Annotated in this window: 23 protein-coding genes and 3 tRNA genes; 15 read left to right on the top strand and 11 right to left on the bottom strand. The window is 66.6% G+C overall.

Annotated features, from left to right (window positions below; genetic code table 11):
- The first annotated feature begins 22 nt into the window (after positions 1 to 22).
- Positions 23 to 394 carry a hypothetical protein gene (locus AC3WON_RS25750; RefSeq protein ID WP_010809233.1) on the top strand — a complete coding sequence of 124 codons (372 nt, stop codon included), beginning with the start codon at positions 23 to 25 and terminating at the stop codon, positions 392 to 394.
- A gap of 47 nt (positions 395 to 441) precedes the next feature.
- On the opposite strand, the gene AC3WON_RS25745 is transcribed toward AC3WON_RS25750, so the two are convergent.
- A tRNA-Ser gene (locus AC3WON_RS25745) sits at positions 442 to 531 on the bottom strand.
- Positions 532 to 818: 287 nt separating this feature from the next.
- Between AC3WON_RS25745 and AC3WON_RS25740 the strand changes: the two genes are divergently transcribed.
- On the top strand, positions 819 to 1,316 hold the full coding sequence (locus AC3WON_RS25740; RefSeq protein ID WP_010809232.1) for an outer membrane lipoprotein: 498 nt from the start codon (positions 819 to 821) through the stop codon (positions 1,314 to 1,316).
- Positions 1,317 to 1,394: 78 nt separating this feature from the next.
- Here the strand turns inward: AC3WON_RS25740 and hemW are convergent, their stop codons facing one another.
- The 5 genes from hemW to AC3WON_RS25715 form a co-directional block, all read right to left on the bottom strand.
- Positions 1,395 to 2,627, bottom strand: a complete 1,233-nt coding sequence (hemW, locus tag AC3WON_RS25735; RefSeq protein WP_492321701.1) for a radical SAM family heme chaperone HemW — start codon at positions 2,625 to 2,627, stop codon at positions 1,395 to 1,397.
- Positions 2,624 to 3,241 carry an RdgB/HAM1 family non-canonical purine NTP pyrophosphatase gene (rdgB, locus tag AC3WON_RS25730; protein ID WP_492321702.1) on the bottom strand — a complete coding sequence of 206 codons (618 nt, stop codon included), beginning with the start codon at positions 3,239 to 3,241 and terminating at the stop codon, positions 2,624 to 2,626. The genes hemW and rdgB overlap by 4 nt, the downstream gene beginning before the upstream one ends.
- A 15-nt stretch (positions 3,242 to 3,256) precedes the next feature.
- Positions 3,257 to 3,976 (bottom strand): ribonuclease PH, encoded by a 720-nt coding sequence (gene rph, locus AC3WON_RS25725; RefSeq protein ID WP_492353013.1) that lies wholly within the window; start codon positions 3,974 to 3,976, stop codon positions 3,257 to 3,259.
- Positions 3,977 to 4,072: 96 nt separating this feature from the next.
- Positions 4,073 to 4,987: a PP2C family protein-serine/threonine phosphatase gene (locus AC3WON_RS25720; protein ID WP_010809228.1), complete on the bottom strand. Its 915-nt coding sequence runs from the start codon at positions 4,985 to 4,987 to the stop codon at positions 4,073 to 4,075.
- Between the two features lie 56 nt (positions 4,988 to 5,043).
- Complete coding sequence (locus AC3WON_RS25715) at positions 5,044 to 6,090, bottom strand: serine/threonine protein kinase (protein ID WP_492321704.1); 1,047 nt, start codon at positions 6,088 to 6,090, stop codon at positions 5,044 to 5,046.
- Positions 6,091 to 6,277: 187 nt separating this feature from the next.
- Between AC3WON_RS25715 and AC3WON_RS25710 the strand changes: the two genes are divergently transcribed.
- The 4 genes from AC3WON_RS25710 (at position 6,278) to AC3WON_RS25695 (ending at position 10,824) form a co-directional block, all read left to right on the top strand.
- Entirely contained in the window at positions 6,278 to 7,213 is a 936-nt protein-coding gene (locus tag AC3WON_RS25710; RefSeq protein WP_492321705.1) for a YicC/YloC family endoribonuclease, read from the top strand.
- A gap of 31 nt (positions 7,214 to 7,244) precedes the next feature.
- Complete coding sequence (gene gmk, locus AC3WON_RS25705; RefSeq protein ID WP_010809225.1) at positions 7,245 to 7,907, top strand: guanylate kinase; 663 nt, start codon at positions 7,245 to 7,247, stop codon at positions 7,905 to 7,907.
- A gap of 105 nt (positions 7,908 to 8,012) precedes the next feature.
- Positions 8,013 to 8,216, top strand: a complete 204-nt coding sequence (gene rpoZ, locus AC3WON_RS25700; protein WP_006578656.1) for a DNA-directed RNA polymerase subunit omega — start codon at positions 8,013 to 8,015, stop codon at positions 8,214 to 8,216.
- Positions 8,217 to 8,412: 196 nt separating this feature from the next.
- Complete coding sequence (locus tag AC3WON_RS25695; protein WP_492353012.1) at positions 8,413 to 10,824, top strand: RelA/SpoT family protein; 2,412 nt, start codon at positions 8,413 to 8,415, stop codon at positions 10,822 to 10,824.
- Positions 10,825 to 10,934: 110 nt separating this feature from the next.
- Here AC3WON_RS25695 and greB read toward each other — a convergent pair whose 3' ends face one another.
- Positions 10,935 to 11,498 carry a transcription elongation factor GreB gene (gene greB, locus AC3WON_RS25690; protein WP_492321707.1) on the bottom strand — a complete coding sequence of 188 codons (564 nt, stop codon included), beginning with the start codon at positions 11,496 to 11,498 and terminating at the stop codon, positions 10,935 to 10,937.
- Between the two features lie 156 nt (positions 11,499 to 11,654).
- Between greB and AC3WON_RS25685 the strand changes: the two genes are divergently transcribed.
- The 3 genes from AC3WON_RS25685 to AC3WON_RS25675 all read left to right on the top strand — a co-directional run bounded on the left by AC3WON_RS25685 (position 11,655) and on the right by AC3WON_RS25675 (position 12,461).
- Positions 11,655 to 11,731, top strand: a tRNA-Arg gene (locus AC3WON_RS25685).
- A gap of 213 nt (positions 11,732 to 11,944) precedes the next feature.
- Positions 11,945 to 12,205, top strand: coding sequence for a hypothetical protein (locus tag AC3WON_RS25680; protein ID WP_013955938.1), 261 nt, complete (start codon positions 11,945 to 11,947; stop codon positions 12,203 to 12,205).
- Between the two features lie 180 nt (positions 12,206 to 12,385).
- Positions 12,386 to 12,461 (top strand) — tRNA-Met (locus AC3WON_RS25675).
- Positions 12,462 to 12,605: 144 nt separating this feature from the next.
- Here AC3WON_RS25675 and AC3WON_RS25670 read toward each other — a convergent pair.
- Positions 12,606 to 12,887, bottom strand: a complete 282-nt coding sequence (locus tag AC3WON_RS25670) for a hypothetical protein (RefSeq protein WP_035819589.1) — start codon at positions 12,885 to 12,887, stop codon at positions 12,606 to 12,608.
- A 152-nt stretch (positions 12,888 to 13,039) separates the two neighbouring features.
- On the opposite strand from AC3WON_RS25670, the gene AC3WON_RS25665 reads away from it, so the two are divergent.
- Positions 13,040 to 13,723 (top strand): Fe2+-dependent dioxygenase, encoded by a 684-nt coding sequence (locus tag AC3WON_RS25665; RefSeq protein ID WP_492353011.1) that lies wholly within the window; start codon positions 13,040 to 13,042, stop codon positions 13,721 to 13,723.
- Between the two features lie 57 nt (positions 13,724 to 13,780).
- Here the strand turns inward: AC3WON_RS25665 and AC3WON_RS25660 are convergent, their stop codons facing one another.
- Together AC3WON_RS25660 and pdxR are read right to left on the bottom strand one after the other, a co-directional pair.
- On the bottom strand, positions 13,781 to 14,089 hold the full coding sequence (locus tag AC3WON_RS25660) for a hypothetical protein (protein ID WP_010809219.1): 309 nt from the start codon (positions 14,087 to 14,089) through the stop codon (positions 13,781 to 13,783).
- A gap of 158 nt (positions 14,090 to 14,247) precedes the next feature.
- The gene (gene pdxR, locus AC3WON_RS25655) at positions 14,248 to 15,696 is read right to left on the bottom strand and encodes a MocR-like pyridoxine biosynthesis transcription factor PdxR (RefSeq protein WP_492321709.1); all 1,449 of its coding nucleotides are present in this window, start codon (positions 15,694 to 15,696) and stop codon (positions 14,248 to 14,250) included.
- 142 nt (positions 15,697 to 15,838) lie between these two features.
- Between pdxR and AC3WON_RS25650 the strand changes: the two genes are divergently transcribed.
- The 5 genes from AC3WON_RS25650 (at position 15,839) to AC3WON_RS25630 (ending at position 19,610) form a co-directional block, all read left to right on the top strand.
- A complete protein-coding gene (locus tag AC3WON_RS25650) occupies positions 15,839 to 16,282 on the top strand; it encodes a carboxymuconolactone decarboxylase family protein (protein ID WP_492321710.1) in 444 nt (147 codons plus the stop codon).
- A 136-nt stretch (positions 16,283 to 16,418) separates the two neighbouring features.
- Positions 16,419 to 17,861: a DUF2252 domain-containing protein gene (locus AC3WON_RS25645; RefSeq protein ID WP_492353019.1), complete on the top strand. Its 1,443-nt coding sequence runs from the start codon at positions 16,419 to 16,421 to the stop codon at positions 17,859 to 17,861.
- Positions 17,862 to 17,893: 32 nt separating this feature from the next.
- Positions 17,894 to 18,205, top strand: coding sequence for a hypothetical protein (locus AC3WON_RS25640; protein ID WP_010809215.1), 312 nt, complete (start codon positions 17,894 to 17,896; stop codon positions 18,203 to 18,205).
- Positions 18,206 to 18,361: 156 nt separating this feature from the next.
- Positions 18,362 to 19,264, top strand: coding sequence for a lipid A hydroxylase LpxO (gene lpxO, locus AC3WON_RS25635; protein WP_492353010.1), 903 nt, complete (start codon positions 18,362 to 18,364; stop codon positions 19,262 to 19,264).
- A gap of 88 nt (positions 19,265 to 19,352) precedes the next feature.
- On the top strand, positions 19,353 to 19,610 hold the full coding sequence (locus AC3WON_RS25630) for a putative hemolysin (RefSeq protein ID WP_492353009.1): 258 nt from the start codon (positions 19,353 to 19,355) through the stop codon (positions 19,608 to 19,610).
- An 11-nt stretch (positions 19,611 to 19,621) separates the two neighbouring features.
- Here the strand turns inward: AC3WON_RS25630 and AC3WON_RS25625 are convergent, their stop codons facing one another.
- The gene (locus AC3WON_RS25625) at positions 19,622 to 21,127 is read right to left on the bottom strand and encodes a sensor domain-containing diguanylate cyclase (RefSeq protein ID WP_492320970.1); all 1,506 of its coding nucleotides are present in this window, start codon (positions 21,125 to 21,127) and stop codon (positions 19,622 to 19,624) included.
- Positions 21,128 to 21,450 lie beyond the last annotated feature (323 nt).

Here is a 21,450-nt window from a genome sequence, read left to right as displayed (position 1 = left end):
GCATCCGCGCTATGCTAGGTGCATGCTCCGCTATTGCCGCTCGCCCTTGTGCCTGGTCGTCGAAACCCGCTGGCTGATACCGCGCGGGTTTGACGGCTTCACGCCCGGTCCGCTGATCCTGCTGCGCCCCGGCGCCAGCCAGGCGCTGATCGAGCATGAGAAGGTGCATGTGCGCCAGTTCTGGCGCAGCTGGGGCCTGATGGGCGTGCTCTACCTGGCCAGCCGGCGCTGGCGCCTGCGCTATGAAGTGGAGGCCTACCGCGAACAACTGCGGCACAGCCCGCCGGGCGCGGCGCATGGCCTGGCGCGCGTGCTGGCGTGCAAGTACCGGCTCAGGATTTCAGAAGCCGAGGCGTACCGTCTGCTGACGCAAGACCTGCACGGCGATCTCTAATGAAAAACGGCCCGCACCAGTTACTGGTGCGGGCCGTTTCTCTTGTCTGGCGGAAGCGGTGAGATTCGAACTCACGGATGGGTCACCCCATCGGCAGTTTTCAAGACTGCTGCCTTAAACCACTCGGCCACGCTTCCTGGAAGTGCGGGCATTGTAGCGCGAAAGGGCATGGGCCCGGCGCGCTGCCGCCTGCAGACCTGACGGTCAGGCCGCGCATTATACAAGGCTCGCGTGGATCGATGGTGGTCTTGTGTTGCGGCACGCAAGCGCGCGTAAACTTCCTGCCACATCCGCTGCCGCGGATGTCGGCGTCTGTCTGACATTACGGAACCTTCACACGCCGGCATCGCTCATATTGTCGTGCCGGATGGCGCGGTGTGTGCCGCATCCCCGGCTTTCGCCTGGCAACAGAGGAGAACTCAAAATGCGAATCCATAGCAAGAAATGGCTGATCGTTCCGGTGGCTGCAGCGGCTGTGCTGGCCGGTTGTGCCGCCCCGTATGACAGCGGCTACAACACCGGCTACAACGCCCCGCCTCCGGGGTACCAGACTCCCAACACCTCGCAGGCCCCGGCTGGCGCGGTGTACTACGGCCGCGTGGAATCGATTGAACCGATCACCAGTACGCAAGGCAGCTCGGGCCTGCTCGGCACCGTGATCGGCGGTGCGGCCGGCGGCCTGCTGGGCCACCAGATCGGCGGCGGGCGCGGGCAGACCGCGGCGACCATCGGCGGTGCCGTGGTCGGCGCCGTGGCCGGCAACCAGATCGAGAAGCGCGCGGGCAGCAACACCCAGACCGCGTACCGCGTCAACGTGCGCCTGGATGATGGCCGCATCGCCACGGTGACCCAGTCGAGCCTGGGCAACCTGCAGGTGGGCATGCGCGCACGCGTGGCCAATGACATGGCAACGCCGTACTGACATGCCAGCCTGACGTTTGCCAGCATGTAAAAGGCCACGCATCGCGTGGCCTTTTCTTGTACCGGTGCTCGTCGGCGCTCAGTCCTTCAGGAACATCTCCTGCAGGTCGTTGAGGAAGCGCCGGCCCAGCTCGGTGGGGCGGATGGTGGTCAGGTCCGCTTCCAGCAGCCCTTTCTTTTCCGCCTCGGCCAGCTGCTTGCTGATGGTATGCAGCGGCAGCCCGGTGTAGTCGTGGAAGCTCGATGCCGGCACGCCGTCGGTCAGGCGCAGCGCGTTGAGCATGAACTCGAACGGCAGCTCGTCGGCGCCGACATCGCGCGCTTCCTGCACGGCATTGCCGGCCAGCGCCCGCTCCATGTAGGTGGCCGGATGCTTGTGCCGCATCTGGCGCAGTATCCGATGCGGGAACGACAGCTTGCCGTGCGCGCCGGCGCCGATGCCGAGGTAGTCGCCGAAGCGCCAGTAGTTCAGGTTGTGGCGCGCCTCGCGATGCGGCTTTGCATACGCCGAGGTTTCGTAGTGCCGGTAGCCGGCCTCGGCCGTGCGCGCTTCGATCCAGTCCTGCATCTCGTACGCGCTGTCGTCGTCCGGCAGCGCGGGCGGGAATTTGGCGAAGAGGGTGTTGGGCTCCAGCGTCAGGTGGTACAGCGACAGGTGCGTGGTGCCGTACGACAGCGCGGCTTCCACATCCTGCCGGCATTCATCCAGCGTCTGGCCGGGCAGGGCGTACATCAGGTCCAGGTTGATGTTGTCGAAGCTGGCCTGGGCGATGTCGATCGCCTTGCGCGCTTCGGCACCGCCGTGGATGCGCCCGAGCGCCTGCAGGTGCCGGTCGTTGAAGCTCTGGATGCCGATCGACAGCCGGTTGATGCCGCTGGCGCGGTAGCTGGCGAACTTGTCGGCCTCGAAGGTGCCGGGGTTGGCCTCCATCGTGATCTCGGCGTCGGCATCCAGCGGCAGCAGCGCGCGGATGTCCGACAGCAGCCGGTCCATGCCTGCCGCCGACAGCAGGCTGGGCGTGCCGCCGCCGATAAAGACCGTATGCACCGGCCGGCCCCACACCAGCGGCAGCGACTGCTCCAGGTCCGCGCGCAGCGCGTCCAGGTAGATGTCTTCCGGGATCTCGTGGTTGTCGGCGCCGGGTGCGGCGTGCGAGTTGAAATCGCAATACGGGCACTTGCGCACGCACCACGGGATATGCACGTACAGCGACAGCGGCGGCGAGCCGGGCAGGCTGATCTGCCCGGGCTTGAGCCAGAGCTGCTTGCTGTCCACGGGCACGGACGCGGAGACCGGTACGATCGGGATCATCGGGTGGCGCTTTGCGCGGCATCGGCCTGCAGCCGTGCCACCAGCGCGCGCAGCGCCTGGGCCCGGTGGCTGACCGTGTTCTTCTCTTCGGGCGACAGCTCGGCGGCGGTCTTGCCCAGATGCGCCAGCAGGAAGTGCGGGTCGTAGCCAAAGCCGCCCGCGCCGCGCGGCGCGTCGACGACCTCGCCGTGCCAGAGGCCTTCGGCGATGATCGGGCAAGGGTCTTCGGCGTGGCGCACGAACACCAGCACGCAGTAGTAGTGCGCGTGGCGGTTCAGCTTGCCGGCCAGTTGCGAGACCAGGTGGGCATTGTTGGCGGCATCCGACTTGGCCTGCCCGGCCATCTGCGCATAGCGCGCGGAATAGACGCCGGGCGCGCCGTCCAGCGCCTGCACGCAGATGCCGGAATCGTCGGCCAGCGCGGGCAGCCCGGCCAGCCGGCTGGCATGGCGGGCCTTGGCCAGCGCGTTCTCGACGAAGGTGGCAAAGGGCTCTTCGGCCTCGGGAATGCCCAGTTCGCCCTGGGGCACCACGTCAAAGCCGAGCGGGGCCAGCAGCGCGCCGAATTCGCGCAGCTTGCCGGCGTTGTTGGAAGCCAGTACCAGGCGTTGCATCGCGGGTCCCGCTCCTCAGGCCAGGCCGAGCGCTTCGCGCTGGTGCTGCACCAGGTGGGCGATGCCGGCTTCGGCCAGGCGCGTCATGGCGTCCAGGTCGGCGCGGCTGAACGGCGCGCCTTCGGCGGTGCCCTGCACCTCGACAAAGCCGCCGCTGCCGGTCATGACCACGTTCATGTCGGTGTCGCAGCTGCTGTCCTCGGCGTAGTCCAGGTCCAGCACCGGCACGCCGTCGACCATGCCGACCGAGACCGCGGCAACATGGTCGCGGATCGGGCTGGCAACGATCAGGCCATCGCGCAGCATGGTCGAAACCGCGTCATGGGCGGCGACAAAGGCGCCCGTAATGGCCGCGGTGCGGGTGCCGCCGTCGGCCTGCAGCACGTCGCAGTCCAGGTGGATGGTGTATTCGCCCAGCGCCGCCAGGTCGAACACGGAGCGCATGGCGCGGCCGATCAGGCGCTGGATTTCCTGGGTGCGGCCGGTCTGCTTGCCGCGCGCGGCCTCGCGGTCAGAGCGGGTGTGCGTGGCGCGCGGCAGCATGCCGTATTCGGCCGTGACCCAGCCTTCGCCACTGCCCTTCTTGTGCGGCGGCACCTTGGCCAGCACGCTGGCGGTGCAAAGCACCTTGGTGTCGCCAAAGGCACACAGGACGGAGCCCTCGGCGTGGCGGGTGTAGTGGCGGGTAAGGCTGATGGAACGCAGCGCATCGGCTGCGCGGCCGCTGGGTCGCATGGGATGGTTTGTCCGAATCGGGGAGAGACCGCGATTCTAACGCCGCCAGCCCTGGAGCGCTGCACAGTTGCCCCGGCGCGCCGCCGGGGCAAGGCATTACCGCATCAGGTTGCTGGTCTTGTCGATGGCGGCGCGGATCTCTGCGATCGAGCGCTCGATCTCCTCTTCGGACAGCAGGTCGCTTTCCGAGCCGGTGCGCTCCAGGATCGAGGTAGTGAAGGCGTTCAGCGGCAGGGTGTCGGTCATGACCGAATCCTGCCCCGCCGCATTGCTGTCCAGTTCCCACATCATGGCGATGCCGGTGGTGTTGTCGGCACCTTCGCCGGCGTTCTGCAGCGCCTGCTCGATCAGCGCGGGCACCGCCTGCACCACCGACAGGCGCGACAGCTTGTCCACCAGCGCGGGCTCTTCCAGCGCGCCCCACAGGCCGTCGGAGCAGAGCAGGGCCACGTCGCCCGGCTCCAGCCGCACCGGGCCGCCCAGGTCGATCAGCGGCAGGTTGGGCGAGCCCAGGCAGTTGTAGAGCTTGTTGCGCTCCGGGTGGTTGGCCACGTGCATCGGCAGCACGCGCTCCTGCTGCAGCAGGTTCTCGATCTTGGAGTGGTCGCGCGTGCGCGTCAGCAGCCGGCCCTTGCGCAGCAGGTAATAGCGCGAGTCGCCGGCGTGGGCCCAGTAGATCTGGCCCTGCTGCACCAGGCAGCAGACCACCGTGGTGCGCGGCACGTCCGCCATCTGGTTGGCCTCGGCATAGCGGTGGATCTCGCGGTGGGCCAGCATGATGGTGTCCTGCAGGAACTCGGCCGGGTTGCGCACCGTGGGCCGCGCCTGCACCTGGAACTGGCGCGCCAGCGTCTGCAGCGCCTGCTGCGCGGCGACTTCGCCGTGCGCATGGCCGCCCAGGCCGTCGGCCAGCACCATCAGCAGCGCGTCGCGCGTGAAGCAATAGCCCATGCGGTCCTGGTTGACGCGGCGGCCGCCTTTCCTGCTTTCCTGGTAGACAGAGAATCGCATGTTGGCTTTCAGGGAATTCAGTGGACTGGCCGCAAGCGGGGCGCCAGATTTGTGATTCAGTCGACGCTCGCGCCGGGGACGGATTCGTCACGCCGGCGCAGCAGGGTCAGGAAGCGCGATGTCGCCGCGGGCCGCTCCGCCGGCGCCAGGGCCGGGGCTTGCGTCTGCGGCGCCAGCGCCTGTTCGCCGAGGGCGTTGGTCTGCTCGCGCAACTCCTTCTGCAGCCGGAACACGCTCTGCGGGCGCTCGGCCGGCGTCAGCCGCAGGCACCATTCGACCAGGTCCACCAGCCCGTTGGTGTAGCTGCTGCGCAGCCGCGCCAGGGCATCGCCCATGCGGTCTTCCTTTTCGCGCTGGTTGGCTTCCTGCGGCGGCATGCCGGCCATGCACGCGTAGAGCGTCGCGCCCAGGCTGTAGACATCGGTCCACGGGCCCAGGTCGGAATGCTTGCCATAGAGCTCGGGCGCGGCAAAGCCGGGGGTGTACATCGGCTGGAAGCGGGCCGCTTCCATGGTCAGGGTCTGCCGCGCGGCGCCAAAATCCAGCAGGATCGGGGATTCGTCCTCGCGCAGGTAGATGTTGCCGGGCTTGATGTCCAGGTGCAGCAGCTTGTGGATATGCACTTCACGCAGGCCGCTCATCAGGTCGTGGAAGACCTTGCGGATGAAATGCTCGCGCAGCACCTTGGGGCCGCCTTGCTGGCGGGCGGCCAGCACGTGCTCCTGCAGCGTCTTGCCCAGCTCATAGTTCATCACCATGTAGACGGTGGAGTTCTCGCGGAAGAAATTCACCACGCGCACCACGCTGGGATGGGAGATGCGGGCCAGCGAGCGGCCCTCTTCAAAGAAGTACTTCAGGCCCAGCCGGAACGCGGCGGCGTTTTCCTCGGGCACCACGGGGATCAGTTCGCCCGGGTTGCGCCGCGCCAGCGACGACGGCAGGTATTCCTTGATGGCAACCGGTGCGCCGGTATCGTCGGTGGCCAGGTAGACGAAACTGAACCCCCCGCTGGCCAACTTCTTTACAATACGATAGTTGGACAACAGCGTGCCGACGGGCAGCGGTGCACTCTTCGGTTGTGTCGTGCCCTTTGGCTCTGTCATGGGAATAGGGACCTGATTTGCCTCCGGATTGTCCGGGCTAATCGGTCACTTGTAAAGAACACAAATAAGGGCATTGTTGCCCTCCTTTCAACGTATTGAGAGCGTCCTCAGGATCCCTTGCGGGGCGCTCGAGGCGGGCGTGCTCGGGTCGCCAGCCCGGGGCCGCCGCCATTCACGAGAACATCCAATGATCCACAGCATGACAGGCTATGGCCTGGCGACGCGCCAGGCGCCATTGACCAACGCGCAAGGCGAGCCCAGCGGGCGCTCCGCGTCCGTTTCGGTGGAATTCCGCACTGTCAATTCGCGTTTCCTCGACCTGTTGTTCCGGGCCCCGGAAGAGTGCCGAGCCTTCGAGCCGGCCCTGCGCGAGATGCTGATGGCCGAGCTGTCGCGCGGCAAGCTGGAATGCCGCATCAACCTGCAGCGCACCGACACCGGCGGCGCCACCCTGGCCCTCAATGAAGGGCTGCTGGCGCAGATCCGCGCGCTGGAAACCACCGTCGCCGCCACCTTCGCCAGCGCCGGCACCCTGCGCATGGGCGAGATCCTGCGCTGGCCGGGCGTGCTGGTCGAGCCGGAACTGTCGCAGGAGGCACTGCGCGAGGCGGTGCTGGGCGCCGCGCGCGAGGCGCTGGACCAGTTGCTGGAAGCCCGCCGCCGCGAAGGCGACGCGCTCAAGGCGACGCTGGTGGAGCGCATCGACGCCATGCTGGCGATCGTCGAGCGCCTGACGCCGACCATCCCGCAGCTGATCGCGCACCACCAGGAAAAGCTGACCGAGCGCCTGCAGGAAGCCTTCAACCTGGCCGCGCCCACCGGCATGCCGTCGATGAGCCGCGACGAGATCGCCGAGCGCATCCGCCAGGAAGCCACCGTCTACGGCATCCGCATCGACATCGCCGAAGAGCTGTCGCGGCTGCAGGCGCACCTGAACGAGACCCGGCATATCCTGAAGAAGGGCGGCCAGGCCGGCAAGCGCCTGGACTTCATGATGCAGGAGCTCAACCGCGAGGCCAACACGCTTGGCTCCAAGGCCGCCGCCAAGGAACTGGCCGATGCCTCGATGGAGCTCAAGCTGCTGATCGAGCAGATGCGCGAACAGGTCCAGAATCTCGAATAAAGACAGCCCCAGGAATCACCAAAGAATCATCATGAGCCCAACGCCTCAATCCGCGCCTCACACTGCCATCGATACCGTCTACCCCGGCAACCTCTTCATGGTGGTGGCGCCGTCAGGAGCCGGCAAGTCGACGCTGGTCAACAAGCTGCTGTCGCAGGACCCGGCCATCCGCCTGTCGATCTCGCACACCACGCGCGCCCCGCGCCCGGGCGAGCAGGACGGGCGCGAGTACCACTTCGTCACGGTCGACGCGTTCCGCGCCGCGCGCGACCGCGGCGACTTCCTGGAATGGGCCGAGGTCCACGGCAACTACTACGCGACCTCGCGCGTGTGGATCGAGCAGCAGATGGCGCAGGGCAACGACGTGCTGCTGGAAATCGACTGGCAGGGCGCGCAGCAGGTGCACCAGCGCTTTTCCAACGCGGTCGAGATCTTCATCCTGCCGCCGTCGCTGACGGCTCTGGAAGAGCGCCTGAAAAAACGCGGCCAGGACGAGCCCAATGTGATCGTGCGCCGGCTGCTGGCGGCGGGCAGTGAAATGGCCCACGCCTCGGAGTCGGACTACGTCATCATCAATGAGGTCTTCGACGATGCTCTCGAGCAGTTGCGCAACGTGATCAGCGCCACGCGGCTGCGGTTTTCCTCGCAGAAAGCACGGCATACGGAGCTGTTTATCGAGCTGGGCATCCACTGAGCCGATGCCTGCCGATGACAGCTGCGCGGGGCGCCGCCGGCGTTTTCCGCCGCGTGCTGTAAAATAGCAACCCAACGTAAGGTTTTGTCCCAAGGTGGATTTGATATGGCGCGTATTACCGTCGAAGATTGTCTGAAACACATTCCGAATCGCTTCGAGCTCGCGCTGGCGGCCACGTATCGTGCCCGTCAGCTGGTGCAGGGCCACACGCCCAAAGTCGAAGCAAAGGACAAGCCGACTGTGGTGGCACTGCGCGAGATCGCGTCGGGCCAGGTCGGCATCGAGATGCTGAAGAAGGTCCCGACCTGATTGGTCAGGCGGCCCATGGCTTATCCTCGCATCGTGCCAGCACGTATCCAGCCGGATTCCAGGGGCCGCCGCCATGCCTTCGCCGCATTCGCCCTCCAAGCCTCCCTCCCAGCCGTCGCCGACTGCCGTGGCGCCGGCGCTTGGCGATGCGGCCCCGCCTACGGCGCGTAAGCGCACCATTCCGGGCCAGCCCTCCGTGAACGCGCGCACCGGCGCTCCCAATCTTCCCGATCCGCTCGGCGACGATGTCGTCGGCGAGCGTGCCGTCGCGCCCGCGCTGGCGCCGGGCAAGTCCAGGGGCGCGGCGCTGCAGGATGAGCTGGCCGCGATGCAGGATGTGGCGCCGGCGGCTGACAGCCTGTTTATCGACGCAGTGCTGGCGCAGTCATACCGGCACTTCTTCGGCCCGACCTCGCAGCCGGCGGTGCCGCCGCGCCAGCAGGTCATCTCCATCACCCGGCTGATGGAGAAACTCGCGTACCTGAAGGCGCCCGATCTGGCGCGCGTGCGCGAGGCCTTCCAGTTTTCCGACGAAGCCCACCTGGGTCAGTACCGCCAGAGCGGTGAGCCCTACATCACCCATCCGGTGGCGGTGGCCGAGCTGTGCGCGGACTGGAAGCTGGATGTGCAGTCCATCATGGCGGCGCTGCTGCACGACGTGATGGAAGACCAGGGCATCACCAAGAGCGAGCTGGCCGAGAAATTCGGCCCCAAGGTCGCCGAACTGGTCGATGGCCTGACCAAATTGGACAAGCTCGAATTCCAGAGCCGCGAGCAGGCGCAGGCGGAGAGCTTCCGCAAGATGCTGCTGGCGATGGCGCGCGACGTGCGCGTGATCCTGGTGAAGCTGGCCGACCGTACGCACAACATGCGCACGCTCGACTTCGTGCCGCCGGAGAAGCGCCGCCGCATCGCGCTGGAGACCATGGAGATCTATGCGCCGATCGCGCACCGTCTCGGTCTCAACACGATCTACCGCGAACTGCAGGAGCTGTCCTTCAAGGTCGGCTCGCCGTTCCGCTACGCGACGCTGGAAAAAGCCGTCAAGGCCGCGCGCGGCAACCGCCGCGAGGTGGTCAAGCGCATCCTGGAGGCCGCGCAGAAGGCGCTGGGCGATGCTGGCATCGTGGCCGAGCTTTCCGGGCGCGAGAAAACGCTCTACAGCATCTATCGCAAGATGCACGACAAGCAGCTGTCGTTCTCGCAGGTGCTCGACGTGTACGGTTTTCGCGTGGTGGTGGAAACGCAGATGCACTCCTACATGGCGATGGGTGCGCTGCACGGGCTGTACAAGCCCATGCCCGGCAAGTTCAAGGATTACATCGCGATTCCCAAGATCAACGGCTACCAGTCGCTGCACACCACGCTGGTGGGTCCGTTCGGCACGCCGGTGGAGTTCCAGATCCGTACGCGCGATATGCACCAGATCGCCGAAGCAGGGGTCGCCGCGCACTGGATGTACAAGCACCAGGCCGACCAGGCCAACGATATCCAGCAACAGGCGCACCAGTGGCTGCAGTCGCTGCTGGATATCCAGAGCCAGACCGGCGATTCGCAGGAGTTCCTGGAACACGTCAAGATCGACCTGTTCCCGGATGCGGTCTACGTGTTCACGCCCAAGGGCCATATCCGCGCGCTGCCGCGCGGCGCCACCGCGCTGGACTTTGCCTACGCCGTGCACAGCGACCTGGGCAACCAGTGCGTGGCGGTTAAGATCAACAACGAGCTGCTGCCGCTGCGCACCGAGCTCAAGAGCGGCGATATCGTCGAGGTGGTGACGGCGCCGTACTCCAAGCCCAACCCGGCGTGGCTGTCGTTCGTGCGTACGGGCAAGGCGCGCGCGGCGATCCGCCATTACCTGAAGACCACCAAGCTCGACGAGGCCATCCAGCTCGGCGAGCGCCTGCTGGAACAGTCGGCGCGCCAGCTCGGCATCGAGCTGAAGGCCGTGCCGCAGTCGGTGTGGGATCGCATGATCCAGTGGACCGGCAACAAGCAGCGCGAAGACATCTTCGCCGACCTGGCGCTGGGCCGGCGCGTGCCGGCGGTGGTGGCCAAGCGCATGGAGATCCTGCTGCAGGAACTGTCCGGCGATGTCGACAGCGCGCTGCTGGCGGCGGTGCAGACCTTCGCCGGGGAAGAAGCGCCCGCGGTCCCGATCACCGGCGACGAAGGCATGTCGATGATCTTCTCGGCATGCTGCCGCCCGATCCCGGGCGATTCGATCGTTGGCTACCTGGGCAAGGGCGAAGGGCTGCAGATCCACGTGCAGGACTGCAAGATTGCCAAGCGCCTGCACAGCAAGGATCCGGAACACTGGATCGACGTGATGTGGGCCAAGAAGACCACGCGCGCCTTCGACGTGTCGATCAAGGTGATGGTGCGCAACGTCAAGGGCATCGTCGCGCGCGTGGCGGCCGACCTGACCGCGGCCGACGCCAACGTGGCGCACGTGGCCATGGAGCAGCAGGACGCCGGCCACCAGGAGGCCACCTACATGCAGTTCATCATCCAGGTACAGAACCGCCTGCACCTGGCCAACGTGATGCGCGGGCTGCGCCGCAACCCCGACGTCATCCGCATCTTCCGCGACCGCAACGACGGCTAGGAGGCCGTTTTAGGACGGCCCTGGCGTCGTTGCGCGGCCTTGCCGTACTACTGTACTGTCTGCGGCCGCACGCCTAGCCAGGGCCGCCCTAAAACGGCCTCCACTCCAGGCTATTGTTTCCGCGACGGGTAGCGGACTTCCAGGATATCGATCTGCTCGACCCCGGCCGGCGTGCGCAGCGCCACGGTGTCGCCCTCGCGCGCCTTGATCAGCGCCTTGGCGATCGGCGAGATCCAGCTCACGTGGTTGCTGTCCAGGTCGACTTCATCCATGCCGACGATGGTGATGGTGGTTTCTTCGCCGGCGCGATTGGCGTAGGTGACGGTGGCGCCGAAGAAGATCTGGTCGTTGTCGCCCTGCAGGGACGCGTCGACCACTTCCGCCTTGTCGAGGCGGCGCGTCAGGAAGCGGATGCGGCGGTCGATCTCGCGCAGGCGCTTCTTGCCGTAGAGATAGTCGCCATTCTCCGAGCGGTCGCCATTGGAGGCCGCCCACGACACGATCTGCACTACATCGGGCCGGTCGACGTCGATCAGCTGCATCAGCTCATTGCGCAGGCGGTTGTAGCCTTCGGCGGTGATGTAGTTCTTGGTGCCGGGAGGTAGCGGCGTTGCGCCTTCGGGGAGATCGTCGTCCTCGTCGCCGGACGACTCTTTGACAAATGCCTTGTTCATGTTCCGGATCACTTCTTGGGTCTGTCATTATAGGAAAACACCACAGGCGAACCTCGCCGGCGGGCATCTGCTGCGCCCCTTCCAAAGAAAGATCACAAAAAAGTTGCGAAGGGGCTTCCCAAAAATAAAAACTGGGTTATAATCTTTTTCTCGCGTGCGGCTGTAGCTCAGTTGGATAGAGTACTTGGCTACGAACCAAGGGGTCGTGGGTTCGAATCCTGCCAGCCGCGCCACCTATGCAGAAAGAAGAGGGCTTCCGGAAACGGAAGCCCTTTTTCGTTTCCGTCCTCTCGCCGTCGTGCCATTCGACTTGCGCGCCGCGGCTACCGTTCCCGCTTTCCACCTGCACCCACGCAGACCTGCGATTGCTGCGTCACGCCTTGCGGTCGTGCGTGCGGCCTCCTAGGCTCGAATCAGGCACAACCTCGACCCTGGGAGCTGAGCGCATGGAAAACGCAGAGTGGCGCGTTGAAGAGTACCGCGGCATGGATGTCTATGTCCTGGTATCGCCGCAAGGGCAGGACAGCATCGGCCGTTGGGGCTATGAAGTCCGCGTGTCGCAGGAAGGCGCCGACCCGGCCGACGCGGGCGATACCGAGTTGCTTGCCAGCGGCCCGCAGCAGTTCGCCACGCGCCATGCGGCGGAGGTGGCTGCCTTCGGCGCGGGCTATGCCCTGGTGGACCGGCTGCTGGGGCCCGCCGAGTAAGAGCTGCGCGTCATTGTGGTTGGCGCAACGGCTTATATCATGCCGTGATCTATTGCTATTGAGGTGGCAAAGCCAGGCGCATTGCATGACGGCGCGAGGCGGGGACGAACGATTTCATGCGCACGGCAAAATAGCGCTTGCCATGCGCGGATGAATCGCCCATAATCCGTCTCCTTCAGACGCGGGGTGGAGCAGTTGGCAGCTCGTCGGGCTCATAACCCGAAGGTCGCAGGTTCAAGTCCTGCCCCCGCAACCAACGCCTTATATCAGTATCCAGCGGCATTCGCCGCAGTCCTTCAAGGCGTTGTTCTCAAGGCCGTCCGGCCTGACTCACTCACTGCTCCGATGTCATTCCGCGCAACCCAAAGGCATGCCTTGCAGCGTTCGTGCGCTTGCACCACTAGGTGCGCACCAGTTCCGCCGCACGCCTGAAGGTATCGCGCACCAGCGGCTGGTCTTCACGCTCCGCGGCGTCGGCATGCTCACGCAGCCGCGTGGCCAGCACCGTCAGTGTTCCTTGCGCCTGCGGCCCGCCCGCGGCCTGGCACTTGGTTACCGCTTCGCGCATCACCGCATCGAGCTCGCCGCTGACATCGGCACCATCGAAGGCGCTCACCGAGAGAGCCGAGATGCGTTCCAGGTAGAGATTGACCAGCGCTTCATCGTGTAGCGGTTCGGACATGTCGGCTCCTTGTCGGTGACGGGGATACAGAACCCATTGTAGTGAAGCCCGCCGCCTGCACAGGATCAAACAGTAATGATTCTTGTTCGGGTCCCTGCCGCGCTTCCCATACAATGTGCACCTGCCCGATTCATCCCGACATTATTGCCATCATGATGCTGCAGATTCCCGACGTACTGTCCAAGGCCCAGGTGGCGCAAGTCCGGCAGGTCATCGACGCGGCGGCGTGGGCCGACGGCAATGAGACCTCGGGCTACCAGTCGGCGCTGGCCAAGCGCAACCTGCAGTTGCCGGAGGGCTCGCCGGCGGCGCGCCAGGTGGGCGACCTGATCCAGGACGCGCTCGGCAACAACGCGCTGTTCTTCTCGGCGGCGCTGCCGCTGAAGGTCTATCCGCCGCTGTTCAACCGCTACGAGGGCGGGCATACCTTTGCCAACCACGTCGACAACGCGATCCGCTACCTGCGCGGCACCAGCTTCCGCATCCGCAGCGACCTGTCGGCGACGCTGTTCCTGACCGAGCCGGAGGAATACGACGGCGGCGAACTGGTGATCGAGGACACCTACGGCCAGCAGCGCGTGAAGCTGCCGGCCGGGCATATGGTGCTGTACCCGGCCACCAGCATCCACCACGTGACGCCGGTCACGCGCGGGGCGCGGGTGTCATCGTTCTTCTGGATCCAGAGCATGGTGCGCGACGCTGGCCAGCGCGCGCTGCTGTTCGAGCTGGACGCGCGTATCCGCCAGGTGGCGCAGGAACTCGGCCAGGCGCATGAATCGGTGATCGGCCTGACCGGGGTCTATCACAACCTGCTGCGCCGCTGGGCGGACGCCTGAACGCCGGCGGCGCCCTCACGAGGGCGCTGCATAACGTCAGCCAGCAAGCAGCCGCGGCTATCCGTCGCGCCGTCGCTGCATCTGCAACAGTTCGATCGGAGAGGGCTGGATGCGCCGCCGCGCCGGGCGCAGCGCGCGGTTGGGCCACAGCACGTAGTTGGTGTGCGGATCCAGCGGCTTGCCGAAGTACGAGACCCAGACCTGAACGCCGTGCTCGGTTTCGGCAACGATGGCCGCGACGGCGCGCGCCGCGGCGGAAGGGGACTTGAGCAGTTCCGCCAGGGCTTCGACGCCCTGCACGACATGGTGCTTCACCCCGGCAAACCATGCGTACTGACGCATGGCGGACAACAAACGCTTGGTCATGAACGCGACTCTGGTTGTGTGGAAAGTGCGAATGAGACCCGCACGCTTCCGGTTTGTTCACGTCGGTTTGCGAAATACCAGCATGACTGCGGCGCCATGTCGCTGTGATGGCATGCGCGCGGCATGCGTCACCTGGTATCGCTCCTGTGCGGCCCGCATCACGTGGCGTGCGCCGGCTCAGGTACCAGTGCAGAGAGTACCATTGCCAGCCGGTCCAGGGCAGGATCGATATCCAGCAGGTCGATGGCGCCGAAGCCCAGCAGCAGCCCCGCGCAGGTAGCAGGGGGCGTGGCATAGCAGGGATCGAGCGTGGCAAGTGCCAGGCCGGCCAGGCGCGCGGTCGAGACCAGTGCCTCGGACGCCACCGGCACGCGCAGCCGCGCCGCCAGGTGGAAGCCCGCCAATGCCGGCAGCGGCTCCAGCCACGGCGACAGGTCGCCGTGCAGCCGCGCCAGCAGGCGGGCGCGGCGCTGGGCGTGGCGCGCGTGCGAGCGCCGGATATGGCGCAGCAGGTGCCCCTCGGACAGGAAGCGCGCCAGCGCCTGCTGGATCAGCGTCGGCGTGTACCAGTCCATCAGGTGCTTGACCTTGCGCGCGGCCGGCATCAGCCAGGGCGGCACCACCAGGTAGCCGCCGCGCAGGTTCGCCACCAGCGTCTTCGAGAACGTGCCTAGGTAGACCACGCGGCCATGCCGGTCCAGCGTCTGCAGTGCGTCCAGCGCCTGGCCGCCGTAGCGGAATTCGCTGTCGTAGTCATCTTCCAGGATCACCGCGTGGCGGCGTGCCGCCCAGTCCAGCAGCGCCTGGCGCCGCGCCAGGGTCATCGGCACGCCCAGCGGCGACTGGTGCGATGGCGTGACATAGACCAGCGTGGCATCGTTCGGCAGCGCCTCCACCACCAGCCCTTCACCATCGACCGGCACTGGCACCACCCGTGCGCCCAGCCCCTGGAACAACGAACGCGCCATCGGATATCCGGGATCCTCCATCGCCACCACGGCGCCGGGCCCGAGCAGCAGCCGGGCCAGCAGGTCGATGCCCTGTTGCGCGCCGCCCGTGACCAGGATGTCGGTCGGCATGCTCTGCACGCCGCGTGTGAAGGCGATATGGCGGGCAATGGCCTGGCGCAGCACCATCTCGCCGGCCGGATCGGCGGCGCCGGGCGGGCGCTGGCGCTCGGCGGCCAGCGCCGCGCGCACGCAGCGCGACCAGGCTTCATGCGGAAAGCGCGTGGTATCTGCCTGCCCCGGCTGGAACGCATAGCGCGCGCCGCCGCCGGAGTCCAGGAACGGCGTCGGCACCGCCATCCAGCGCTGCACTGCAGGCGGCAGCACCGGCGCCGCCGCCATGCGCACGGCCGGGCGGGCCAGCCCCTCGGCCACATAGGTGCCGTCGCCGACGCGCGCGTGCAGCCAGCCTTCGGCCACCAGCCGTTCATACGCCGTGGTCACCGTCTTGCGCGCCACGCCCAGCTGGATGCCAAGCAGGCGCGTAGGCGGCATGCGTGCGCCGGCCTCGAGCCGGCCGCCCTGGATCGCGTCGCGGATCTGGTGGACGATCTGCGCGGTCAGGTCGCTGGCTTGGTCCAGGGCGAGATGCAGTTCCATAAGGTACGCGTCGGTCAGGATTGGTCTACTGATTCTGCCGGAAATTGGCGGTGTACGGGGCCAATCGATGGGTCTATCTTTCATCCCAACGGGCGCGACACCAGTGCCCGCCGAATCCAACCTGTCAAAGCGGAGATCGATCATGGAAGAACGGATGAACTGGCAAGACGTGGCCCCTGACGCCTACAAGGCAATGGTTGGCCTGGAGGTCTACCTGGCACGCTGCTCGCTGGAGACCACGCTCAAGGAACTGGTGAAGATCCGCGCCTCGCAGATCAACGGCTGCGCGTTCTGCCTGGACATGCACATCACCGATGCGCGCAAGCATGGCGAAAGCGAGCGCCGCCTGAACCTGCTGCCGGCCTGGCGTGAAGTGAGCTGGTTCACCCCGCGCGAGCGCGCCGCGCTGGCGTGGACCGAGGCGCTGACGCTGCTGCCGCAAAGCCAGGCGCCGGATGCGGACTACCAGGACTTGCGCGAGCAATTCTCGGAAAAGGAAATGGCGGACCTGACGCTGCTGATCTCGGCCATCAATGCATGGAACCGCTTCGGCGTCGGTTTCCGTCGCCAGCCGCCCGCGCTCTGAGCCACGGCGCACATCCGCCCGACCTCAGCCTGACCCGCGCCGTGGCCTGCCGATTGACAAGCCGCGGCGCAGTGCATTAGCTTCTGTTGCAGATGCTGCACAAATGGCAACCGCTGGCGGCGCCGGCATGGGGGGCATGGTGGCGACACGTCAGGAGGGCGGGCAAGCCGGGGCCGAGGGTACTGTCGAGGCCCGGCGCGAGCGCGGCAGGGCCGCCCGCCAGCAGGTGCCGCGCGGTGCGCACGAGGCCATTGGCAACGTCGACCGCGACCCCGTCGAACTGCTGGAAATCAGCAGCCAGGGCCGGGTTGAGCGGCTGGTGCCGCTGCGCTACGGCCGCATGATCCAGTCGCCATTCGCCTTCTACCGCGGCAGCGCCATCATCCAGGCGCACGACCTGGCCAGCACCGCGGATTCCGGGCTGCATATGCAGATCTGCGGCGACTGCCACCTGGCCAACTTCGGCGGCTTTGCCACGCCCGAGCGCGCGCTGCTGTTCGACCTCAACGACTTCGACGAAACCAGCCCCGGTCCGTGGGAATGGGACCTCAAGCGCCTGTGCGCAAGCTTCGTGGTAGCGGCACGCCACCTGCGGCACAAGTCCGCTGTGGCCGAAGACGTGGTGCGCGAAGCGGTGGGCAGCTACCAGCGCCGCATGCTCACCTATGGCGAAATGGGCATGCTCGAGACCTGGTACGACCGCATCACCTTCGAGCGGCTGCTCGAAGAAGAAACCTTGCCCGAAGTCCAGAAACGCATCCGGCGTGGCATGGAGCGCGCCGCCGACCGCACCCACGAGTCGCTGTTGCCCAAGCTGGCCGAGCGCATCGGCGACCGCTGGTCGATACTCGATGCGCCGCCGGCGATCTTCCACGTGCGTGGCGAGCAGACGCTGTTCGGGCCGGGCGACGACTGGCTGGCCGCCAGCGACGCGGACCTGGCGCTGGACCAGGCCTACCACGACTACCTGTCCACGCTGGCCCCCGACCGGCGCCGGCTGCTCGGCCATTTCACGCGCCATGACGTGGCCTTCAAGGTGGGCGGGGTGGGCAGCGTGGGCACGCGCTGCCTGGTGCAGCTGATGGTGGACCAGCTTGACAAGCCGCTGTTCCTGCAGGCCAAGGAGGCCACCAGGTCGGTGGTGGCGCGTTACTTCAAGAGCGCGCCGACCGCGCACGAGGGCCGGCGCGTGGTCGAGGGCCAGCGCCTGATGCAGGCCGCGAGCGACCTGTTCCTCGGTTGGACCAAGGGGCCGTTCGGGCGGCACTTCTATCTGCGGCAGCTGCGCGACATGAAGCTGTCGGCACAGATCGAGCTGATGGATGCCGAGCTGTTCGGCCGCTATGCCTCGCTGTGTGGCTGGGTGCTGGCCCGCGCGCACGCCAAGGCCAGCGGCCTGGCCGCCGAGGTCAGCGGCTACCTGGGGCGCAGCGACCGCATGGCCGACGTGATGGTAGGCTATGCCAATGGCTATGCCGACCAGGTCGAGCGCGACTATGACCAGTTTGTCGCCGCGTGCCGTTCGGGGCGCCTCGAGGCGCGCACCGATGCCGACATGGCTGCTGATTTCCGCGTTTAGCCCACGCGTCTTGCCAGGCCAGGAGTCTGCCCATGACAGAAGACACCCTGCTGCAACTGATGACGGAAGTCGAGAAGGAAGACCCCATCGACTACGCCGACCTGCCGTTCGACGACGCCGCGCTGCGCCGGCTGGCGTGCCGGCTGATCGCCGAGCGCTCCAGCGAGATGGAAGCGTCCGGCCTGCCGGTGGAAGCGCTGCTGGCCACGATGTGGGCCTCGACCGCCAAGCTGGTGCTGGAAAACCTGGTGCTGAACGCGCGCCTGCTGAGGCTGCAGGGCCTGCCCGACGACGCCCAGGCGCTGATCGAGCGCATCGCGCGGCAGTCGCGCGGCGGGGCCTGAACGCGCCAACCTGACTTCCCGGCCCGAACCGGGGCCATGTGCCGCAATCGTCTCAAGCTGCGGCGGCTCTGCCGTTTCGCTAAAATACGCGTTTTCACCCAGCCGGTCCGCGCTGTGACTGACACGCGGCGGAGGCGGCTGACCAGGAGGATTTCGGTGATCAAGTGGATTATCGTCGCGGGCTACCTCGGTGCCGTCCTGTATGTGCACTTCCGCGGCAAGGTGCGCCTGCGCATCTGGCGCCAGCTGCTGGACCATTCGGCCCTGGTGGCCCCGATCAACTGCTTCATGTATGCGTTCTCGGGCGTGCACCGCACGCCGTACATCCCGGTCGACAACTTCCCCGACCTGGAAAAGCTGCGCGCCGCCTGGCCCGAGATCCGCGACGAAGGGCTGGCGCTGGCCGCGATGCGCAAGATCAAGGCCGCGGACAAGAACGACGACGCCGGCTTCAATTCCTTCTTCAAGTACGGCTGGAAGCGCTTCTACCTGAAGTGGTACGAGGCCCAGCACCCGTCGGCCGAGGAGCTCTGCCCCAAGACCGTGGCGCTGCTGCGCGAGCTGCCCACGGTGAAGGCGGCGATGTTTGCCGAGCTGCCGCCGGGCGGCAAGCTCAACCCGCACCGCGACCCGTTCGCCGGCTCGCTGCGCTACCACCTGGGCCTGGCCACGCCGAACGACGACCGCTGCTTTATCGAGGTCGATGGCGAGCGCCACAGCTGGCGCGACGGTGAGGGCGTGGTCTTCGACGAAACCTACCTGCACTGGGCCGAGAACCGCAGCGATGCCAACCGGCTGATCCTGTTCTGCGATATCGAGCGTCCGATGCGCTACGGCTGGGCTGCGAAGTTCAACCACTGGATGGGCCGCAAGGTCATGACCGCGGCCAGCTCGCCCAATGACGAGCACGACCAGACCGGCATGATCAACCGGTTGTTCCGCTTTGTCTGGCTGGGCGGCCAGTATCGCCGCCGCTTCAAGGCCTGGAACCGCCAGCTTTACTACGTCACCAAATTCGGCCTGATCGTGCTGGGCGTGGGGCTGATCGTCTTCCTGTAAGAAGCAAAAACCGACGGTTTGCTCCCCTCTCCCGCTTGCGGGAGAGGGAGCACCCACTTGGGAGCTTCCTTTGCCCACGGAGATCCTGATGCGCGTCCGTACCGCAGCACTGTGGCTGGCCGCCGCCCTTGGCGCCGCCGCATGCACCACGACACCTGCAGAACGTGCCGCCGGCAGCGCCGCTGCCGTCGGCAAGCCCAACCCCGCCTCCGTCAACTGCACGCAGCGCGGCGGCAAGCTGCAGATCGTGTCGACACCCGCCGGCCAGTCCGGCATCTGCACCTTCCCGTCCGGCAAGCAATGCGAGGAGTGGGCGCTGCTGCGCGGCGAATGCACGCCGGGCTGAGCCGCTAGGCTTCAATCGCGGCGGCGTTCGTTGGCCAGCGTGGTGTAGTAGTCGCGCTTGGCTTGATACATGCGGCTGTCGGCCAGCTTGACGACCTCGTTCAGCCGGTCGCCCTGCAGGCAGGTGGCGTGGCCGATGGAAAGGCTCAGGCGTGCGCCCGGGTAGAACTGGTTGTTCAGCTCCACCACCTTGCCGATCTGCTCGACCACCGTCGCGGCGCCGCGCTCGTCGCGCCCGGGCAGCAGGATCATGAACTCGTCGCCGCCGATGCGCGCCACGCAGGCCTGCTCGCCCACCGCCTTCTTCAACACCTCGCCGGTGCGGCGCAGTAGCCCGTCGCCGTCGGCATGGCCGAACTGGTCGTTGACCACCTTGAGGCCGTTCAGGTCCACCGCCACCACGCTGACCGGCCACGGGCCCTTGCGGCCCAGCCGCGCCATCTCGTCCTCATAGTAGGCGCGGTTGTAGAGCTTGGTCAGCACGTCGTGCTTGCCCAGGAACTCGACATAGGCTTCTGCCTTCTTGCGCGCCGTGATATCGGTCAGCGACACCAGCACCTGGTCCCAGTCCGCTTCCCGCCCGGGGAATACCGACCACTGCATGAAGACGTCCACGGCGCGGCCATCGAGCGCGTAGTTGATGACTTCGCGCTGCTGCCACAGCTTCTCGTGCCAGAGGTCGATCAGTTGCTCGGCAAAATGGATGCGCATGTCGTCGCGGAACACATCGCCCAGCCGCGACAGCAGGGCCTGCTTGCTGCCCGCGCCGAACATCTGCAGCGTCTGCTGGTTGACGTCGAGCACGCGGATCTCCTGCATGCAGCGCGAGACAAAGTCCGGATGCACGTTGAGGAAGGTGCGGAAGTCGGTGATGCCGGCGCCGCGCACTTCATCGAGCAGCACCTTGACCGCGCTGAAGTCTTCTACCCACAGCGACACCGGCGAATGCTCGAACAGTCCCAGCGCATACTGCTCGCTGCGGCGCAGTTCACGCTCGGTGCGCATGCGCGGGGTGATGTCCTTGATCGACAGCAGCACGCGCTCCCAGGTGTCTTCGTGGCCCGGCAACACCGTGGCCTCGAGCTGGATGTCGAGCCGCTCGCCATCCAGCGCGTAGTTGACGGTCTGGCTGGCGAAGCGATTGCCGCCGTCCCACAACTGGCCGAGCTCCTCGACATGCTGGTCGAGCATGTCGTCGCGGAAGACTGTGTCGAGGTTGGCAACCAGGTCGTCGAGATCGGCTGCACGGAACAGCTCCAGCGTGCGCCGGTTCACGTCGATCACGCGGATCAGCGCCGAGCACTGCGCCGCTTGCCGCGGGTCCGCGCGCAGGTGGGCGCGCAGGTCGGTGACACCTTCCTTGCGCAGTTGCGCAAAATACTCGCGCACGGCGCTGAAGTCTTCCAGCCACAGCGAGACAGGTGCCAGTTGGAACAGGGTTTGATAGTCGTCCAGGTTGTTGCCGGCAGGGTTGCCGGCACCCTTGCCGACGGACGTTGCCGCGGATGCACTGCTCAAGGCTTTTCTCCTTTTTCTTTTTCCCGTGGTGCACGGCGCCCCGTGGTCGGTCTTCGCCCCCGGAGACCAGCCGGGCCGCCCTGCGCACCAGCGCTTAGAACCCATTTCATAATGAAGAAGGGGCGCGAAGGCTGCTGCCGGGCCGCAGGGCTAGGCGTGGCCGACGCGGCGTGGTTATTCCACGCAAGGAGGCCGCAACAACGCCATGCGGCCCGGCAGCAGCCTTCCCTTCGGGTTCAAGCCAGGCGCGGCGCATGCGTTGTTACGGGCCTTGACCTTGGAATGACCAAGGCCGGCGGCCCGCGCCTAGCCTGCGCCGCGCC

It is taken from the genome of Cupriavidus sp. FW305-46 (genome assembly GCF_058787075.1).
Note: the sequence above shows the minus strand (reverse complement) of the source record. Positions and strands in the feature narration are given on the sequence as shown.

What these genes read in the sequence shown, in the direction of transcription:
- AC3WON_RS25750 (WP_010809233.1), top strand. Translation starts at nt 23, where the DNA reads ATGCTCCGCTATTGCCGCTCGCCCTTGTGCCTGGTCGTCGAAACCCGC.
- AC3WON_RS25740 (WP_010809232.1), top strand. Translation starts at nt 819, where the DNA reads ATGCGAATCCATAGCAAGAAATGGCTGATCGTTCCGGTGGCTGCAGCG.
- hemW (WP_492321701.1), bottom strand. Translation starts at nt 2,627, where the DNA reads ATGATCCCGATCGTACCGGTCTCCGCGTCCGTGCCCGTGGACAGCAAG.
- rdgB (WP_492321702.1), bottom strand. Translation starts at nt 3,241, where the DNA reads ATGCAACGCCTGGTACTGGCTTCCAACAACGCCGGCAAGCTGCGCGAA.
- rph (WP_492353013.1), bottom strand. Translation starts at nt 3,976, where the DNA reads ATGCGACCCAGCGGCCGCGCAGCCGATGCGCTGCGTTCCATCAGCCTT.
- AC3WON_RS25720 (WP_010809228.1), bottom strand. Translation starts at nt 4,987, where the DNA reads ATGCGATTCTCTGTCTACCAGGAAAGCAGGAAAGGCGGCCGCCGCGTC.
- AC3WON_RS25715 (WP_492321704.1), bottom strand. Translation starts at nt 6,090, where the DNA reads ATGACAGAGCCAAAGGGCACGACACAACCGAAGAGTGCACCGCTGCCC.
- AC3WON_RS25710 (WP_492321705.1), top strand. Translation starts at nt 6,278, where the DNA reads ATGATCCACAGCATGACAGGCTATGGCCTGGCGACGCGCCAGGCGCCA.
- gmk (WP_010809225.1), top strand. Translation starts at nt 7,245, where the DNA reads ATGAGCCCAACGCCTCAATCCGCGCCTCACACTGCCATCGATACCGTC.
- rpoZ (WP_006578656.1), top strand. Translation starts at nt 8,013, where the DNA reads ATGGCGCGTATTACCGTCGAAGATTGTCTGAAACACATTCCGAATCGC.
- greB (WP_492321707.1), bottom strand. Translation starts at nt 11,498, where the DNA reads ATGAACAAGGCATTTGTCAAAGAGTCGTCCGGCGACGAGGACGACGAT.
- AC3WON_RS25680 (WP_013955938.1), top strand. Translation starts at nt 11,945, where the DNA reads ATGGAAAACGCAGAGTGGCGCGTTGAAGAGTACCGCGGCATGGATGTC.
- AC3WON_RS25670 (WP_035819589.1), bottom strand. Translation starts at nt 12,887, where the DNA reads ATGTCCGAACCGCTACACGATGAAGCGCTGGTCAATCTCTACCTGGAA.
- AC3WON_RS25665 (WP_492353011.1), top strand. Translation starts at nt 13,040, where the DNA reads ATGATGCTGCAGATTCCCGACGTACTGTCCAAGGCCCAGGTGGCGCAA.
- AC3WON_RS25660 (WP_010809219.1), bottom strand. Translation starts at nt 14,089, where the DNA reads ATGACCAAGCGTTTGTTGTCCGCCATGCGTCAGTACGCATGGTTTGCC.
- pdxR (WP_492321709.1), bottom strand. Translation starts at nt 15,696, where the DNA reads ATGGAACTGCATCTCGCCCTGGACCAAGCCAGCGACCTGACCGCGCAG.
- AC3WON_RS25650 (WP_492321710.1), top strand. Translation starts at nt 15,839, where the DNA reads ATGGAAGAACGGATGAACTGGCAAGACGTGGCCCCTGACGCCTACAAG.
- AC3WON_RS25645 (WP_492353019.1), top strand. Translation starts at nt 16,419, where the DNA reads ATGGTGGCGACACGTCAGGAGGGCGGGCAAGCCGGGGCCGAGGGTACT.
- AC3WON_RS25640 (WP_010809215.1), top strand. Translation starts at nt 17,894, where the DNA reads ATGACAGAAGACACCCTGCTGCAACTGATGACGGAAGTCGAGAAGGAA.
- AC3WON_RS25630 (WP_492353009.1), top strand. Translation starts at nt 19,353, where the DNA reads ATGCGCGTCCGTACCGCAGCACTGTGGCTGGCCGCCGCCCTTGGCGCC.